The organism is Secundilactobacillus sp. MJ173, from assembly GCF_059704265.1.
Window position 1 is genome coordinate 1 of the sequence record NZ_BAAKGN010000049.1, and the last position, 18,459, is coordinate 18,459.

General features: G+C 43.0%; 16 protein-coding genes. 12 read left to right on the top strand and 4 right to left on the bottom strand.

The features are described 5' to 3' along the window. Positions 1–69: 69 nt before the first annotated feature. The gene (locus AC6H04_RS07615) at positions 70–744 is read left to right on the top strand and encodes a transposase (RefSeq protein WP_497571124.1); all 675 of its coding nucleotides are present in this window, start codon (positions 70–72) and stop codon (positions 742–744) included. Positions 745–913: 169 nt separating this feature from the next. After that, entirely contained in the window at positions 914–1,633 is a 720-nt protein-coding gene (locus tag AC6H04_RS07620) for an IS3 family transposase (protein ID WP_497571125.1), read from the top strand. Positions 1,634–1,764: 131 nt separating this feature from the next. On the opposite strand, the gene AC6H04_RS07625 is transcribed toward AC6H04_RS07620, so the two are convergent. After that, complete coding sequence (locus AC6H04_RS07625) at positions 1,765–2,283, bottom strand: nitroreductase family protein (protein ID WP_497571162.1); 519 nt, start codon at positions 2,281–2,283, stop codon at positions 1,765–1,767. Positions 2,284–2,383: 100 nt separating this feature from the next. Beyond that, positions 2,384–3,262, bottom strand: a complete 879-nt coding sequence (gene pepI, locus AC6H04_RS07630) for a proline iminopeptidase (protein WP_497571126.1) — start codon at positions 3,260–3,262, stop codon at positions 2,384–2,386. A 145-nt stretch (positions 3,263–3,407) separates the two neighbouring features. Between pepI and AC6H04_RS07635 the strand changes: the two genes are divergently transcribed. Together AC6H04_RS07635 and brnQ are read left to right on the top strand one after the other, a co-directional pair. After that, the gene (locus tag AC6H04_RS07635) at positions 3,408–3,926 is read left to right on the top strand and encodes a GNAT family N-acetyltransferase (protein ID WP_497571127.1); all 519 of its coding nucleotides are present in this window, start codon (positions 3,408–3,410) and stop codon (positions 3,924–3,926) included. Positions 3,927–4,253: 327 nt separating this feature from the next. Beyond that, positions 4,254–5,588, top strand: a complete 1,335-nt coding sequence (gene brnQ / locus AC6H04_RS07640; protein ID WP_497571128.1) for a branched-chain amino acid transport system II carrier protein — start codon at positions 4,254–4,256, stop codon at positions 5,586–5,588. Positions 5,589–5,654: 66 nt separating this feature from the next. On the opposite strand, the gene AC6H04_RS07645 is transcribed toward brnQ, so the two are convergent. Continuing rightward, positions 5,655–6,281 carry a LysM peptidoglycan-binding domain-containing protein gene (locus tag AC6H04_RS07645; RefSeq protein WP_497571129.1) on the bottom strand — a complete coding sequence of 209 codons (627 nt, stop codon included), beginning with the start codon at positions 6,279–6,281 and terminating at the stop codon, positions 5,655–5,657. A gap of 468 nt (positions 6,282–6,749) precedes the next feature. Here AC6H04_RS07645 and nrdD point away from each other — a divergent pair, with 468 nt between their 5' ends. The 3 genes from nrdD to AC6H04_RS07660 all read left to right on the top strand — a co-directional run bounded on the left by nrdD (position 6,750) and on the right by AC6H04_RS07660 (position 11,080). Next, positions 6,750–8,948, top strand: coding sequence for an anaerobic ribonucleoside-triphosphate reductase (gene nrdD / locus AC6H04_RS07650; protein ID WP_497571130.1), 2,199 nt, complete (start codon positions 6,750–6,752; stop codon positions 8,946–8,948). 9 nt (positions 8,949–8,957) lie between these two features. Beyond that, positions 8,958–9,533, top strand: coding sequence for an anaerobic ribonucleoside-triphosphate reductase activating protein (gene nrdG / locus AC6H04_RS07655; protein WP_497571131.1), 576 nt, complete (start codon positions 8,958–8,960; stop codon positions 9,531–9,533). Between the two features lie 353 nt (positions 9,534–9,886). Beyond that, positions 9,887–11,080, top strand: coding sequence for an MFS transporter (locus AC6H04_RS07660; protein WP_497571132.1), 1,194 nt, complete (start codon positions 9,887–9,889; stop codon positions 11,078–11,080). A 52-nt stretch (positions 11,081–11,132) separates the two neighbouring features. Here the strand turns inward: AC6H04_RS07660 and AC6H04_RS07665 are convergent, their stop codons facing one another. Next, the gene (locus AC6H04_RS07665; protein ID WP_497571133.1) at positions 11,133–11,747 is read right to left on the bottom strand and encodes a hypothetical protein; all 615 of its coding nucleotides are present in this window, start codon (positions 11,745–11,747) and stop codon (positions 11,133–11,135) included. 293 nt (positions 11,748–12,040) lie between these two features. On the opposite strand from AC6H04_RS07665, the gene AC6H04_RS07670 reads away from it, so the two are divergent. From AC6H04_RS07670 to AC6H04_RS07690, 5 genes are all read left to right on the top strand, one after another. Beyond that, positions 12,041–13,147, top strand: a complete 1,107-nt coding sequence (locus AC6H04_RS07670; RefSeq protein WP_497571134.1) for a GGDEF domain-containing protein — start codon at positions 12,041–12,043, stop codon at positions 13,145–13,147. 71 nt (positions 13,148–13,218) lie between these two features. Beyond that, a complete protein-coding gene (locus tag AC6H04_RS07675; protein ID WP_497571135.1) occupies positions 13,219–13,662 on the top strand; it encodes a universal stress protein in 444 nt (147 codons plus the stop codon). A 395-nt stretch (positions 13,663–14,057) separates the two neighbouring features. Beyond that, positions 14,058–14,963, top strand: coding sequence for an AraC family transcriptional regulator (locus AC6H04_RS07680; RefSeq protein ID WP_497571136.1), 906 nt, complete (start codon positions 14,058–14,060; stop codon positions 14,961–14,963). 301 nt (positions 14,964–15,264) lie between these two features. Then, positions 15,265–16,743, top strand: a complete 1,479-nt coding sequence (locus tag AC6H04_RS07685) for an MFS transporter (RefSeq protein WP_497571137.1) — start codon at positions 15,265–15,267, stop codon at positions 16,741–16,743. A 68-nt stretch (positions 16,744–16,811) separates the two neighbouring features. Then, positions 16,812–18,434 carry a glycoside hydrolase family 43 protein gene (locus tag AC6H04_RS07690; RefSeq protein ID WP_497571138.1) on the top strand — a complete coding sequence of 541 codons (1,623 nt, stop codon included), beginning with the start codon at positions 16,812–16,814 and terminating at the stop codon, positions 18,432–18,434. Positions 18,435–18,459 lie beyond the last annotated feature (25 nt).

Below are 18,459 nucleotides of genomic sequence, written 5' to 3' on the forward strand. Positions count from 1 at the left end.
GCGATAATCCCTTTATGGTTGTCAAATGAAAAACAATAATTCATTTGATAATTATGGAGGGATTTTTATATGCCTAGATCTAAATATACAGCCCAGGAGAAACTAGCTTTACTTGAACAGTTCAAGCACTCCGATCTCTCTGCACAAAGATTTTCGCAGCAGCATCGCATTAGTGCCCGTACCTTGGGAAGATGGCAAGAACGATATGATCGAGATGGCCTTGAAGGCCTCAATGAAACAACCAAGAATAAGAAATACTCGACAGCGCTTAAGCAAGCAGCCGTATATGCCTATCAAGCTGGTGAAGGCACACTTGATGAATTGAGTATTCGCTTTGGACTTCGTAATTCTGCACAGCTAAGCGACTGGATTATCAAGTATAATGAGGACAAACCTTTAACGGCATCGCCGTTTAGAAAGCAGGTCCCCACTATGGGTCGAAAGACAACATTTGAAGAACGAATTGAAATAGTCGAGTATGTAATCAAAGACAAACACTCTTACGCTGAGGCTGCGGAGCATTTCCAGGTCTCTTATCAACAGGTCCGCGCCTGGGTACTCAAGGTTAGAAATGGCGGGTACGAGGCTTTGGTAGACAATCGTGGACACCATAAAAATGAATCAGAGTTTACAGAGACTGATCGTCTTCGTTTAGAAGTCAAACGTCTTAAGGCCGAGCTTGCAGATAAAGAGCTCATCGAGGCATTCGTAAAAAAACTGCAGGAACTTCAGCGCAAGGGGTGAACAAACAACGTCGTCTGGCCTACGTTGCAATTAAAGAGGTCAGTAAAGGTAAACATGGGGCAGTTTCCACACTCTTAAAATTGATTGGTGTAAGCCGACAGGCGTACTACAAGGGACTGAACCGTACCGAAACAACTTGGGAGCAACACAATGTGTTGCTTAAAAACGTGTGCAATATTGGTATGACTTTCATCACCAAGGGATTGGAGCCGATAACTTACTCATTGCCCTGCAGCACGACGATGAAATCAAGTTTCCGGTCACAATCAAGATGGTTCGTCGCGTGCAGCGAGAACTGGATATTCACTGTCAGATTCGCGTCAAGAAGCGAAAGCGCCGTAAAGAAAGTGAGCAACATATTCTGGACAATGTCCTCAATCAAAACTTTGATGTAGAGGCGCCTAACCAGGTCTGGTTGTCGGACTCAACCGAATTAACCTATGGTGTAAATGGTGAATGCAGGATACGGTTCAGTGGTGTGCTTGATCTCTATGGACGTCGTTTGTTGGCTTATAATCTGAGTGCCACAGAAACATCAGTAGCAGAAGCCAAGGTTTTCCAACGAGCGTTTGAAGTCGCCGGGGATGTGCACCCAATGGTTCACACCGACCGTGGGTCAGCGTTCACTTCCAGTTTCTTCAACAACTTTCTCAGTCGTCACAATATCATCAGAAGTATGTCTCGACCGGGAACGCCATACGATAACGCACCTATGGAGCGTTGGTGGAATGAATTTAAATTGCGTTGGATGGAACGGCATCCAATGCCGAAGACGTACAAGGACCTGGTAAAGTTGGTTGAGAAAGGAATCGAATACTTCAATCATCACAATCGTTCAGCACAAAGAAACGGCCTCACTCCAGATGAATACTGGAGTGAAGCCGTTTAGAAACACACAAAACTTTATATTATTTCATTTGTCAACTTGACAGGGCCAAGTGCATCGGAATAGGCTTTATTGGCGTTAAATTCTGGAATCTCCCGATTTTTGTCACAGCTTCTCTTTTGATGCACACTGTTTTAGTCTAAAATTTCCGTCTTAATGCGATCTTGAGGAATATCGCGATCCCCATATGCATCTTCAGTTGGGCCAACGACCAAACCAGCAACCGGTGTGAAGCCTTTGTCGATTTTCAGGGCGTCCTTCACTTCATCGTTATCTGCGAATGCAGCAAGTGCACCCCAAATATGGCAAGCGCCTAAGTCGAGCTCAACTGCTGCAAGGTTCAGGTTTTCAATGACAGTAGCGGCGTTAGAATACGCTGCGTTATCACTAGCGTCACCCTTTAGCTGAACTGAAGCAATAATCAGCATTGGTGCGCCGTACAGCATTTTTTCGCGGCCAAAACGTTTGGCGGCCGTGTCGTCAATTAGTGATAACAGCTTAGGGTTCTGAACCACAGTTAATACTAGGCTATCATACTGCCCCATTGATACTGGTGAGGCGTATGCAGCCCTCAATAATTGCTCCCGCTGCTTCTCAGTAACTGGTTCACCGGTGTAGCTTCGTACAGACTTACGTTCCAATAATGCTTTCATCGTATCCAAATCTGTCACTCCTTTTGGGGTTAGTTTATCACTAACAATGAAACGTTTACAATTTTAATGTTTCATCGTTTTAACAGTTGTGTATCGGAGATTAATCGTTTTCTTTAAGCCAGTTATCCAGCACTTGGATGAACTCATCATGTTGATCTAATAGTGCCAAGTGACGGCTGTTAGCAAACAAGTGCCATTTCGCACCAGGAATGTGATCATAGACGGATTTAGCAATCAGTGGGGTGCAGAGATCATCCGTTCCGTTGGTGACTAGCACGGGCACGTGAATCTTATGCAGATCGTCGGTAACATCATAGTCGCTGATAGTACCGTTTTCGGTAAATTCGTTGGGACCTTCTGCGATTAAACTAGCACGTTTGCCGTTAGTTTCGCGACGCAGAGGTTCTGGTGAATTTTCGTCTGGGTCATCCCAGCAGTAGCGCTCCATGTAACGGTCATTGGCTGCTAGATACTTAGGACCAGTGAAGTTACCTGTACGTTCAGCTTCAGCGATGGCTTGACGGTCTTCGTAGCTGAGATATGAAATTAACCGGTGCTGTTCTTGCGTCCAGAGTTTGATTGAAGCAGGGGAGCCGTCGATCATGACGCTCTTGACACCAGTTTGGTCATATTGAGTGAGGTAAAGCATTTCCAGCATACCGCCCCAAGACTGGCCCAGCATGTGGATTTGATCCAGATGCAGATATTTCCGTAGCGCAATCAGTTCTTCAGCCCAAGTTTCTTTGACGTAGACGCTCTCGTCTTCAGGCAGAGAAGACTTACCGCAGCCAACCTGATCATACATAATTAATTGACGGCCAGTTTCAGCGTAGTCGTCCATCAGTTCAAAGTAGTTGTGTGATGATCCAGGGCCACCGTGAATGAGCAGTAGTGGTGCTAATCCCGGGGTGCCTTCACCCACGATGCGGTAGTAAGTTTTATAGCCACGAAATGGCATGTAGCCTTCTTGAATTTTCATTAATGATCAATCCCTTTCAGAATAGACTTCATAGATGATTGTACTACTGATTAGGGGTAACGGCTTGAAAATGGCGAGTTGCCTATCGTAAAATAGACCTAATTATTTTGTTCAAAATATGGGTGAAGGTATGGTGAGGTTAAACATGGCAGATTCAATTATTCAGTTAACGGAAGCTGATGCGGAGGAGCTGCAGGCAATCAGTCGGGAAACGTTCTTGGATACGTTTGGCGCGTATAATACTGACGACGATATGGACTGGTACCTCAACAACGAACTAAGTCTTAAGCGGCTGCAGCAACAATTGCAAAATGAAAATTCCTTCTTTTATTTTTTGAAGCAGGATGAGCAAATTGTGGGTTATTTAAAGTTGAATATAAACGATGCACAATCCGAGGATCAGGGCGGAGACGCGTTGGAAGTTGAAAGAATTTATGTCCGGGCAGACTATAAAAGACAGGGGTATGGCCGTCAGTTAATGGATTACGCCATTAAGCGGGCGTATCAACTGGATAAAAAATTTGTCTGGTTGGGCGTGTGGGAATATAATCACGCGGCTCAAAAGTTCTATGGGGCCATGGGTTTTAAGCAATTCGGCGACCATCTATTTATGCTGGGCGGTGCGCGACAGAGGGATGTGTTGATGAAAAGAGAAAGAGTGTGAAGGTAGGCGCTTAGAGACTGGAGCGTAAGCTAAGAAACACGGTGACCAGGTGGTTTGGGCCTGGTCACCGTGTTTCTTGGCTTACGTGCAAGTCTCTGCCTACCTGAACACGTTTAGACTATGGAACAGGAACCACGTGCAAGTCTCTGCCTACCTGAACACGTTTAATCTATAGAGCAGAAAAGCACCATGCCTGCCTGAACACGTTTAGTTTAAAAAACAGAAAACGCATGCAATTCATCCCCAAATTTTCATCATTTTCTCCTCAAAACTCTCTCAACCAACAGTAAAATAAAGGAAGAATGTTACATATATAGGAGAAATAAAATGTCCACACAAAAATTAAGCACCCGCAATCTGCTTTTCATCGGGATGATGTTATTCGGCCTGTTTTTTGGTGCCGGTAATCTAATTTTTCCCGTTTTCGTTGGCCAACAAGCCGGGACACACTACTGGCCAGCTTTGGTTGGCTTTTTGATATCCGGTGTTGGCTTGCCATTGTTAGGGGTAGCGGCAATTGGTATTACGAAATCGGATGGTGTTTTTCAATTGTCGCAGAAGGTTAACCGGTTTTATGCCTATGCCTTTACGGTGTTGCTGTATCTATGTATCGGGCCGCTGTTTGCTTTGCCACGATTAGCATCCATTTCGTTTGAAGTGGGGCTTAGTCCATTTGTTGCTCATGGGCATCAAAGTGTTGGGTTGCTGATATATTCGGTGCTATTTTTCTTGGCCGCTTGGTGGTTTGCCCGTAAACCCAGTAAGATCATGGTCTATGTTGGCAAATTTTTAACGCCAGCCTTCTTGATTTTACTAGCAGCTATTTTAATTATGGTGGTCATTAAGCCCATGGGTAGCGGTCAAATACCAGTTGGCGACTATGTAAAAGTACCGCTGGCAGCTGGTTTTACCGCGGGGTATTCCACCATGGATGCTTTGGCCGCGTTAGCTTTTGGAATTATTGTAGTTAACGCAATCCGTGATTTGGGCATCACTGAACCAACACAAATTGCTGGGGATACCATTCGTGCTGGAAGCATCGCTGTGGTGCTGATGGCGGTAATCTACGGTCTATTAGGATTATTGGGTAGGAATGCTCTGGGTCATTTTAGCCGTGCAGCCAATGGTGGACCAGTTTTGGCCAACGTTGCCCATTATTATTTCGGTGAGTTTGGAAATGTCTTGTTAGCGCTGTTGGTCATCTTAGCTTGTCTCAAAACGGCAATTGGGCTGATCACTGCGTTTGGTGATACTTTTAAAGAACTGTTTCCCCGAATGCCATACGCAGCACTGATTATTTTCGCTAGTGCCACACCATTGATTTTCGCAAATATTGGTCTGGATCAGTTACTGCTATTTTCCACACCGTTGCTTTATTTCATTTATCCGCTAGCTATTACTCTGATCTTAATGAGTCTACTGACACCAATTGTCGGCGAATCACGCTGGTTGTTCAGTACGGTAACGGTCTTTACCCTGATCCCAGCGTTGCTTGATGGTCTAAATGCACTGCCTGCTAACCTCCATCAGGGGTGGATTGCCAATGTTCTTTCAGTGGGCCACTTATTACCGGGATTCAGTATGGGTCTTGGCTGGACGGTGCCTGCATTGGTCGGCTTAATCGTTGGCTGGTGTTTATCAAGAATAGTGCCGCAAAAATAGCTGAAGATACAAAAAAACATGACGGCAATTGTCGTCATGTTTTTTAATTATTGGGTGGGATTTATCTTATAAAGCCCAGGCGCCCATGCCTTGTGCTTTGTAAAGTGAAACTGCAGCATTCACTTGGGCGTTAACGTCGCCACCGTTGATGTGCATGTTTTGGAACAGACCGTAAGCACCGCTTGAACTGTTACGGATGTTGGCGTTCCAACCAGATTCACGAGTGATGATTGCGTTCCAAGTGGAAGCTGAAACACCAGTCCGTGAAGCCATTTGGTTCAAGACGTAGCTCTTCATGTTGCTACCAGTGTAGCTTGATGAACTAGCGGTGTTGTTAGTTTGGGTAGCACCTGTGTTAGCTGAACCAGTGTAGTTGCTAGTTTGATTCTGGCTTTGGCTGTTAGCGTTGTAAGCTGGGGTTGCTTGACTAGTAGTTTGAGTAGCCGTTGCTTGACTAGTTGTTGAGCCATCAGGAATGACCAACTTTTCACCAGTAATGATCAGGTGGTTGCTGATGTTGTTAGCTTGTTCGATTGAGTTGATCGTTGTATGGAAAGTTTGTGAGATGCCCCATACTGAGTCGCCTGACTTAACGGTGTAAGTAGTCGATGCGCTGGCACTAGCTGCGCCTGCGAAGAATAAAGCGACGGCTGCTGCGGAAGTTGCTAAGATTGAAGTAACAAATTTTTTCAAGTATATACACTCCTATAATTTAAACCTGTGAGGTCCATCAATGTGTCGATTCATATCAATCAACACGACTGAGTTTACATGGTGGGTATTACCTTGGCGTATCACTGATTTTAAGAAAACAAGTCACTGTGCAACAATAAATTGAGCTTTTGTAATATTTGAAATAATAAAGAAACTTTTAAGCGTCTGGTATAAAGACGGTAAAGTCATGTATAGGTGACGCTTCCAAAATCAAATATGATGCTGATGAATGTTAAATATATTACTGAAAAATGAATTTTAGACATGTAAAAAGGTTAAATAGTTCTCCGATACATTTCTAGAATACTTTAATAATGATTACTATATATTGTGGTAATATTTTAAAATTCTTTCCGATTACATACAATATATGGTTGCAGTCCCTTGAACAACCCTATATCATGTATTTATGACAGAAAAACGGAACAAGATATTGAGGTGAGTGGGATGCAAGAACCAAAAGAATTAACTATAGAAACGTTAACGGTTCTCAAGCGTGATGGCCGGGCCGTTAAGTTCGATACCAAGAAGATTGAACGTGCAATCAAACGGGCAGCTATTTCTGTTGAGTCAGAGTTAACGGATGAAGATCAGCACGCCATTGATGACGTGGTAGAGGCTGTTTTGACCGAAATCAGCAGTCGATTCAAGGAAAACGTTAAGATTTACGAAATCCAAAGTATTGTTGAACACGAATTAATGGAACGTCATCAACTTGACTGGGCACAGGCCTACATTAATTACCGTGCTCAAAAAGACCTCAAGCGAAACCAAGCTACTGACATTAACTTTACGATTCAAAAGCTGCTACATAAAGATGAAACAGTAGTGAACGAAAACGCCAATAAAGATAGTAATGTTTTCAACACGCAACGTGATTTAACTGCCGGTACAGTTGCGAGAACGATGGGACTGAAAATGCTGCCACCGGATGTTGCCAACGCTCATTTAAAGGGTGATATTCACTGGCATGATTTGGATTATCAACCATATAGTCCAATGACCAACTGCTGTTTGATCGACTTCAAAGAAATGCTGAATCACGGTTTTAAGATTGGTAACGCTGAAGTTGAACCGCCTCACTCCATTCAGACGGCGACTGCTCAAATGTCACAGATCATCGCTAACGTCGCTTCTAGTCAATACGGTGGCTGTTCAGCTGACCGGGTTGACGAATTGTTGGCACCATTTGCGCTGAAGAACTATGACAAACACCTTGTAGACGCAAAACAGTGGATCGATGGTGAAGACCGGCAAAAAGCCTTTGCTAAGCAAAAGACCATCAAAGATATTGATGACGCGATGCAGGCGTTGGAATACGAGATCAACACCCTTTACTCTTCTCAAGGACAGACACCATTTACCACGCTTGGTTTTGGTCTGGGGACCAGCTGGATTGAACGGGAGATCCAAAAGGCTATCTTGAACGTTCGGATTGCTGGTTTAGGCAAGGAAAAGCGGACTGCCATCTTCCCTAAGCTGGTTTTTACTATCAAACGCGGACTGAATTTAAAGCCCGAAGATCCCAACTATGATGTCAAAGAATTGGCTGTAAAATGTGCCACTAAGCGGATGTATCCGGATGTTTTAATGTACGATAAAATCGTTGAACTTACCGGATCATTTAAAGCACCTATGGGTTGCCGTAGTTTCCTGCAAGGCTGGAAGGACGAAAACGGCGAGGAAGTTAATGCTGGGCGGATGAACTTAGGAGTTGTTACCTTGAACTTACCTCGTATCGCGCTCGAATCAAAAGGCAACAAGGACAAGTTCTGGTCAATCCTAAAAGAGCGACTTGATATCTGTAAAGATGCTTTGGTGTTTAAGGTTAACCGTGCTAAGCAGGCCACGCCGCAAAACGCACCGATTCTTTATGAATATGGTGCTTTCGGTAAGCGTCTTAAGCCAGAAGACTCTGTGGATGAACTATTCAAGAATCGCCGTGCTACGGTTTCACTAGGCTATATTGGCCTTTACGAAGTTGGCACAGTATTCTATGGTCCAACTTGGGAGCATAATTCTGAAGCTAAGCAGTTCACGGTTGACGTGGTTAAGAAGCTTTATAATAGTTGCAAAGATTGGGAAGATCAGTACGGTTATCACTTTAGCGTTTATGCGACACCCGCTGAAAGTCTGACCAATACTTTCTGTCAAGCTGACATTAAGAAGTTCGGTCGGGTTAAGGATGTTACCGATAAAGAGTACTATACGAATAGTTTCCACTATGATGTTCGTAAATCGCCAACCCCATTTGAGAAGATCGACTTTGAGAAGGATTACCCGCCATACAGTGCCGGTGGCTTCATCCACTATTGCGAGTATCCAAATTTGAAGCAGAATCCTAAAGCGTTGGAAGCGGTGTGGGATTACGCTTATGATCGTATTGGCTATTTGGGCACCAACACGCCGATCGATCAATGCTTCAAGTGCGGGTTTAAAGGGGAATTCAAACCAACGGCTCGTGGCTTCGAATGCCCAGAGTGCGGCAACACTGATCCTGCTACTTGTGACGTGGTTAAGCGGACTTGTGGCTACTTGGGTAACCCTAACCAGCGGCCGATGGTTCATGGTCGGCACGTTGAAATTGCTAGCCGGGTCAAGCATATGACTTTAGGTAATGATCAAAACGATATTGCAAGACAGTAAGGTGACTGGATGGAAACGAATAGAGTGAGATTGCCGAAGAATCCGCAGCCAAAAGAATGGCTGGCTGATGATTTGAGTGAGCAGCGTGTCGCTAGCTACAAACCTTTTAACTTTGTGGATGGTGAAGGTGTGCGCTGTAGCTTGTATGTGAGTGGCTGTATGTTTAGCTGTCCGGGTTGCTATAATAAAGTCGCCCAGAACTTTCATTTTGGAACACCCTATACGCAAGAACTAGAAGATCAGATTATTGAAGACTTAAGCCAGTCCTACGTTCAGGGATTGACGTTATTGGGTGGCGAACCATTTTTGAATACTCAGGTCTGCAACCGACTTTGTCACCGGGTTCGTCAAGAATTTGGGCATGATAAGGATATTTGGAGTTGGACTGGATATAAGTGGGATGAACTCATGAAAGAGTCTGATGATAAAAAAGAACTGCTGAGTCTAATCGATATTCTAATAGATGGTCGATTTCTCGAGGCTAAAAAGGATTTAACGTTGCGGTTTCGTGGTAGCAGTAACCAACGGATCATTGATGTGCCTGAATCGCTGAAGAGTGGGCGGGTTGTGATGTGGAGAGCGTGAAACAACTCGGGTTGATTCCAGAGTGTAACGCAAAAAGGCGGGGTTCCCCGAACTTGGGGACTTCGCCTTTTTGCGTTACACGGCCGGAATCAGAGTTGTTGAACGCGTTTTGGCTATGTAGCAGTAAAAGGGCGGGGGTTCCCCGAACTTGGGAACCTGCCTTATTATTGTTATACGGCCGGGGTCAGTGTTGTTGAGCGCGTTTGGCTATGTAGGAGAAAACGAGTTTTCCAAACTTGACTCCTCAGACATTCCACTAATTACGCAAGTGTTATCATTTTCTCAAAAAAACTTTTAGTTGTCCTCAAAAGTGTAGTATTCTAAAACAGGATTAACTTCGGGAGGAATTAAATTTGAGTAAATATCGATTACAAGCAATTGTGTTTGTGTTAGTGGCTTTTATGCTTGGCTGTAACGAATTCATGGTTGTGGGAATTCTGTCAGACATTGCCAGTCATCTACACGTTTCGATTGCATCAGTCGGATATCTGGTGACTGTTTTTGCCACGGTTTATGCTATCAGTACGCCATTTATTACGATTTTGACGAGCAAATACAGTCGTTATAAGACGCTATTGGTTTTGATGGGTATCTTTTTGATTGGGAATACACTAAGTGGCTTTGCTACAAATTACTGGTCGATGTTGGTGTCTCGTGTCATCGCGGCTTCTGTTGCGGGCTCGATTATTTCACTGATCATGACGTTCACCACGACTGTTGCGCCACAAGAAAAGCGGGCAAACCTCGTGTCATGGGTGTTCGCCGGCTTCAGCATTGCCTCAGTCATTGGGGTGCCAATCGGGACCACGATTAGTACAAACTATAGTTGGCGGTACGCCTTTTTTGCGGTTTCAGTTGTTACTGTGATCACCTTTTTCCTATTAGTGTGGTTACTGCCTAAACACGTTAAACAAGTTCAAGGTTCGATCAAAGATCAATTAAGCTTATTAAAAGATCCCCGTATTTACACGGGAATTTTGCTGGTCCTTTTCACCGCAGCAACAATGTACGGTTACTACACGTATATTCGTCCGTTACTCACTACGGCGTTAGGGTTCAGTAATGAAAGCTTGAATATTTTGCTGTTTATTATTGGTATCATGAGCATTGTGAGCAATCGGTGGTCAGGTCGAATCGCCGAAAAGAGTGGCCTGAGCGGTATGCCTAAGTACTACGTTGCTGATATTATTTTTCTGGTATTGTTACCTTTAGCACTGGCAACTAAGATTTCAGGATTCGCAGTTTTGTTGATTCTTTCGCTGATTGTGACGTTGATCAATTCACCTATTCAAATTCATTTTCTCAACACAGCAGAACGAGAATACCCGCAGTCGCTGGTATTAGCGTCTTCACTGAACTCGATTTTCTTTAATTTTGGTATTTCGTTAGGGTCAGCTACTTCGTCGGTTTTAGTTGATTCGATTGGGCTGAAGAATATTAGTTTAGCTTCGGCTGCGTATGCGATTATTTCGTTGGTACTTATTATTGTACTGAACCGGAATATTAAAGCTAATAAACAGGTTGAACAAGTTCGCCAATCAGAATAGTAAAAAGCCTAGTTAATCAATCAAAGTGATTGGTTAGCTAGGCTTTTTGACTCTAAGAGATGCCATCAAGATTGCTAGGTTCCTCTAAGTAAGGAATGTAGAACGCTTGGGAAGATTTCTTATTAGTTGCTGTAACTGTATAGGTGAGTTTGGGTTTATATTGTTTTAATGATAATTTGAAAACTGCTTGTGTGCCGCTACCCGTGTTCTGACTCTGAAGTTGCTTCTTACCGCTGAAGAGGCGCACGGTACGATGCGAACCTAACGTATGAATCGTTACGGTAGCATCCGACTTAGTTCGAACTTCGCCGAAATTGACGATATCGTTTGTGGCATACGCAGAACTGGATAGTTTCTTGATCTGAGTGACACGTTGATGCTTACTGGTTGTCCCATATAGTTCAAAGGTTTTATAACCAGTAAATTTGTAGTTTAATTTGTAAGTATTTTTCTTTAATTTGTAATAGCTCGTGTGGTGATTGTATTTAACCGCGAGCAGTTTTGCTGACTTTGGTGCTTTGACCTGGACGTTCAACTTAGAAGAAGCGTACGTGACTTTCTGAGTACTTAATTTAGGTAAAGATTTTGCAGAAGCCGATGTTGTTGTACCAAGAGACCCTCCAAGCAGTGTCAGAAAAAGGCCGGAAATAAATAAAAATTTTCGCATGAAATCTCCTTACTATAACGGTTAAAACAGTAGATAGTGACGATAATATCATAATTATGATACAGCGTAAAGACGATTCTATATACATTTGGCATATAATTAGTAGCGCTATTATGACAGGTTAAACTTGAGAATGCAAGGATTTGTTTCGCAAATAAACTCAAAATTGAAAGGCCGTTAACTTGTGTTTACATCCAAAGCGGGTTAATCAAGGTACGATGATTAATCAGTTTACCATTGTCTTTAAAAATTCTATAATTAAGGTAAATGACTCGCTGCGAGGGGGTGCAGTAATGGGGATGATAGCAGCAACATTCCTATTAAGTTTTTTAACGATAGGTTTTATTGGGTCCTTGCAGCAATTAATGCATATGCTGGATCATGATATTGAAGGTAAGAACCCTTCTCCATGGCGAACTGAACTGGTTTATACGTTGTATTTTGCAGCGGTGACGACCTTCGTATTCGTGATGTCTATGCACGCAAATTCCACAGATCAACTGTTGTGGATCAACGGTGCGCTGGTACTGATGATGAGCTATACGGACGCCGTTAAAACACGGTTGAACATTATTTTACCGCTGATTCTCACTGTGGTGCTATTTTTCTTCATTACAGGGACTTTTAGTTACTGGCTCATTTTAACGTTAACAATTGGGATACTTTTACTACTAATTGAACGCCGATGGTTTTTCCCGTTTGATAAACACCCACTAGTCATTCTCAGCGTTAAGGCCATCATTGGGGCAATTTCGTGGGCAGGGTTAACGGCGGCACTCGATTTGAAAACGCGTCAAGCAATCATGATGTACGTTGTTTATTTGTTGGTAACCGCACTCGTTTATTGTTTTATGGTCTTGCTTCGGCGTGAACACATTGCTAATGTTGATACGGCGCGTAGCCTGCTTTATGATAATTTAACTAACGCTCATAGTTGGTTGAGTTTCAAACGGGATGCCGATGATTATTTTGACAATTATCACGAACTTAGTATGATTGCCATGGATATTGATAACTTTAAACAGATTAATGACACTTATGGTCACTTGGTTGGCAATGCAGTGCTGGTTCAGTTTACAAAGCGTCTAAAAGAAATTTTAGCTCAACAGGCAAGTGATGCGAAACTTTATCGAACCGGTGGCGAGGAGTTTACTATTCTTTATCCAGGCGTGACTATAGAAACTGTCAAGCAAACCGCTGAGGGACTCCAAAAGGCTGTTCGGCATCTGCTGATTGAGACCGAGACTGGTGAACAAATTCGGGTGACGGTGTCGATGGGTGTTGATTGCCGACGTGGATCTGATAAGAAAGCCATCGAAATCTTCAATCGTGCTGATCGTTTGTTATATGCCTCCAAGCGAAATGGTAAAAATCAAATTTCAATTGGTGCAGAGGGGTAAGCTTTGGTACAATAAAGAGCGAAGTCAAAGTTCGTTTAACCATTTTAATCCATGACGAAGGAGTAATTGGTATGGCTGATTTAGATCCGAAAAAGTTTAAGCATATTTTAGTTGGCGTTGATGATTCACCGGATGCCCAATTAGCCTTTCGGTACGCAATGAACCGTGCCAAAGAGGATGATGCTGAGATGACGATTACGTCGATCCTGGAATCTGACGATATGAACGTATATCAGGCACTGAACAAAGATTTTGTGCATGGCAAACGTGATGAGTTGGAAAAGCACGTTTTAGGCTATCGAGATTTGGCCATGCGGTTTGGCATTAAAAAAGTGAACGTTATTATTGGTGAAGGCAATCCCGGTGAAACGATTGTTAAACAAATTATTCCCGAAGTTAAGCCCGATTTATTGATTATTGGTTCACTGTCAAAAAAGGGTATTCGGAAACGTTTCGGGTCTCAGGCAGCATATATGGCCAAGTACGCACCAATCTCTGTGTTGGTGATTCGTTAATATTGAACTCGTTCAAACAAGTGTGTGACAAAACTTGGGAGATTTCAGAATTTAATGTGAAATAATGCCAATTCCGACGTATTTTGTTGGAATTGGCATTATTTGCGTTAATGGAAGGAATCTGAGTTTTGGCGCACTATTTTTTCGGCATGAGTAATTTAGATTATGTCGGGTAAGTTATTTGTAGCGGTAACTATTTTAGAAATTCTGATATCAAAATCAAACAATCAGAAAAATTAATATCATAAAATAACAAATTTCGGTCAGTAAAAGCCAATTCTGATTGTTTGAAATTCAGATATTCAATTTGACTAATGAATAAATATTGCATAGTATAAAATTGGATAGTAAACTACTATAGATTACAGATGGTTTATCAGAGGACGGTGTGTTTAATGACAGAGAGATTTGTGTCATTACCAGTAGTTGAATCGAGCATCTATATATTTGGTGGACACCAGCGGACTGTACCGGGTGGCTGGAGTTTCTTTGAACAAAAACACCAGGTATTTGAGCTCATGTGTATCGTTGAAGGACAGCAAACAACCGAAATTAAGGGTGTTTCTGCTTATACGTATGGACCAGGAGACGTGATGATTATTTCACCCGGCACGCTGCACACTAACTGGAATGCCAGTAAAACTGCTGAAATGACCTACATTACGTTTCACTTTAACATTGAGAGTCTTGAATTAAAGTCGGAAATTATTAGTACCTTAGCAAACAAAGTGTTGAAAGCGGATACAGAAGTGGCGCAATTGGCAATGAAAACTGCCCAGCAAATGGTGCAGGATAGTCGGGAGTCTGATCTTAGTTCAGAAAAGTTGAAAATTAAGGTTCAAATTGAACTGCTGAAATTCTTATATGGCCTCATGAAGCATAACGAACACGCGAAAGGATCCAATTCTAAATACTCGGAACGTGAAGCTCAAACTGCGCGTGAGATTGCCACTAGAATCGAAGATAAAATCGAGCAGGACGAGGTCAGCCATTTTTCTTTTGGTGACATCTGCCAAGCACTGGGAATTAGTCAAGGACACGGCCACCGGGTTTTCAAGAAGGTGTATGGCGTTACGCCGTTACACTTTGCTGACGAGCAAAAATACCGCAAATCAAAACTATTGTTAGGCTCACCGGAGAACTCCATTGAGGAAGTTGCCTATAAGATGGGGGCCAGCAGTATGTCTAACTTTAGTAAGCAATTCAAGAAGTGGTCGGGGATTACGCCCAGCAAGTACCAACGTCAAATGATTGGCAAACGGTCAGTCAAAAATGTTAAAGAAGGCGGCTATTTTGAATAGAATATCATCATTAATGAATATTAAATCATTATCACATGCAATGGTTTTGACCCAAAAATAGTCTTGATTTTGCATGTGAATATCATAATTTAACTAAAAATAGGCATAAACGAAGATAGATTGACCAGTTGGAAGCGATTACACTTGTCCTATAACAAGCTAGCTTGTCGCTTAAAAAGTTAGTTGGTAATTAAGCGAAATGCAACCGGCGTTGTAGGTTACCGAGAGAACTTAACGTTGATTTGGTTGTTTTAATTAACCAACTAATAAAGCACGACACTTTTGATTGGAGGAAACAATTATGGCATCTGTGCCTAAGCAAGAAGCCGTTGAACAAAACGACGAATTTGCCAAGTTATCTTGGCGTGAACGTATAAGTTATGGGGCTGGTGACCTCGCACAAAACCTGATCTTTGGGACCATTGGTTCTATGCTCTTATTCTATCTGACTACCGTTTATGGTATTTCTGCAGCTGCTGGTGCAACGATTTTCTTAGTTGTCCGCTGGATCAACGTTTTCTGGGATCCATGGGTTGGCGCGTACGTTGATAGACATAAGTTTAACCCTAAAGTTGGTAAGTACCGTCCGTTCTTGATTAAATATGGGATTCCGTTGACCATTCTGTCAGCAATGCTGTTTTTGCCAATACCAGCTGTACGAGGCAATATTTTATATGCCTTCTTAGCTTACATGGCAACTGCAATGGTTTACTCGATGGTTAATATTCCTTACGGTGCTTTGAACGCATCATTAACCCGTGATAACGATGAAGTTTCAACCTTAACGACTGTTCGGATGACTGAAGCTAATATTGGTAACTTGTTGGTATATACCTTCTTACCACTTTTTGTTCAGTTAGCTTCACCAGACAAGCAATTAAAAGACATTGGCTTCTTTGGTATCAAGTTACACCTTGGTAACTATGCTTCACCCAAAGCCGGTGGCGCATACTTCCTTGTCATGGCTATTTACATGGTGATTGGATTCGCGATGTTGTTATTCACTTACTCTGGTGTTAAAGAAAGAATTTTACCAACCAAAGAAGAATCAGCATCCGTTAAATACAGTGATTTATTCGGTGAAATCAAACGTAACAAGCCACTGCAAATCTTGGGCTTATTCTTCCTGATTGGGTTCACATTCATGTTCTTTGGTAACACTGTATGGCCATTCTACATGCAATATAACGTTGGTCACCCAGAATGGATGGCTTCAATCAACTTGATTGGCTCGATTCCAGGTATTTTCTTAGTCTTCTTATGGCCAATCGTTCGTCGTAAGATTGGTAAAAAAGGTTTCTTCTACTTGTTCCTTAGCTTGTTCATCGTGGGTTCATTAGTTCTTTGGGCATGGTCATTACCAGGCTTTAAAGATCAAACGATGCTTGGCTACATTGGTCGTTTCTTGCAACAATGGGGCTTAACAGCTGCTACCGGTTACATGTGGTCAATGGTGCCAGAAGTGGTTTCATATGGTGAATACAAGTCCAAGAAGCGGGTTGCTGGGATTATTAACGCCATCATGGGTCTCTTCTTCAAGATTGGCCTAGCACTTGGTGGGATTATTCCAGGTTACATTAACGCCTTCTTCAAGTTTGATGGTTCTGCAGCTCATCAATCAGCCTCAGCAATGATGGGGATTCAGTGGTCAATGATCTGGATTCCAATCGTCTTAGCCGTTGTCGCAATGCTGATCATGAGCCGTTACCCATTGAGTGACAAGCGAATCGCTGAAATCAACGTTGAGCTTGAAGCTGAACGGAAAGCAAAGCGCGTTTAATTTAAGTTTGAAATTAAATTTTCGACACTACTAAGCACACTATTATTTTGTTTGAAAGGAAGATTTTCATGAAGATTCAGAACCCGGTTTTACATGGTTTTAATGCTGACCCAAGTATGGTCCGTGTTGGGGATACTTACTATATTGCCAACTCGACCTTCGAGTGGTTCCCAGGCGTTCGGTTACACGAATCAAAGGATCTGGTTCACTGGAACCTCTTACCTTCACCACTGTCGACCACAACGTTGCTTGATATGAAGGGTAATCCAAGTTCAGGCGGTATCTGGGCACCAGATTTGACCTATGCAGATGGCAAATTCTGGTTGATCTACACCGACGTTAAGATTACCGAGGGTGCCTTCAAGGATATGACTAATTATCTGACGACTGCCACCGATATTCGTGGCCCATGGACGGACCCAATTCGTGTTAACGGTGTTGGGTTTGATGCCTCACTGTTCCACGATGACGACGGTCGTAAGTACCTGGTTCAACAAACCTGGGATCACCGTGAATACCACCACCCATTCAACGGCATTACCTTAACTGAATTTGATACCGCTACCATGAAGTTGAAGCCACAAACGGCTAGAACGCTTTATACCGGGACGAAGGTTAAATTAGTTGAAGGTCCGCATCTATACAAGATCAACGGCTACTACTACTTGTTCGCAGCCCAAGGTGGGACAGTTTACACCCACCAAGAAGTCGTTGCCCGTTCAAAGACCTTGGATGCATTATCATTCGAGTCAGAACCAGACGGTCCATTCTTGACCAACTTTGATACCCCTGATTTGGGTATTCAAAAGCAGGGTCATGGCGCCCTTGTTAACACACCAAGTGGTGACGAATGGTACTATGCTTCACTTTGTGGCCGTCCATGGAACCATGAAAACGAATCAGCTTATGATCCTCGCGGCTGGTGCACATTAGGCCGTGAAACGTCCATTCAAAAAGTTGAATGGGACGATGAAGGCTGGCCACGGGTTGTCGGCGGTCACGGTGGTCAAATGGAAGTTGACGCCCCTAAGGATGCTATTTTAACCGAAGCCCCTAAGGACGGTTCTCAACACGATGAATTTGACACACCAAAACTCAACGATGAATGGAACACGTTACGGACACCGTTCACTGCTGAAAAGGGTTCATTTGGTGATGGTCATTTGACCCTGATCGGTAAAAACTCTCTGGCAAGTACCTTCGATGTTTCAATGATTGCGCGTCGTTGGCAAGCCTTTAACTTTGATGCTGAAACCAAGGTTAAGTTTGATCCATTCACGTATCAACAAATGGCAGGTTTAACCAACTTCTATAACGAAAAGCACTGGTCATTCGTCTTCATTACTTGGGACGAAAAGAAGGGTCACGTCATCGAAGTTGGCGAAAATAACAACGGTGATTACACGTCATACCTTAAAGATGATGCCATTGCGATTCCAGAAGGAACGGAATACGTTTGGTTCAAGGTTAAGGCACGTAAGCAGTCGTATAGTTACGAATACTCATTTGACGGCCAAACCTGGCATGAGATTCCGGTTACCCTTGATGCCGCCATCTTGTCAGATGATTACGTTCTGCAGAATTATGGTGGTTTCTTCACTGGTGCGTTTGTTGGTTTAGCAGCCGTTGATTATGCTGGCTATGACCAACCCGCAACCTTTGACTACTTCGACTATAAAGAATTAGATTAACTTTGATTCACAATCAACCTCACAT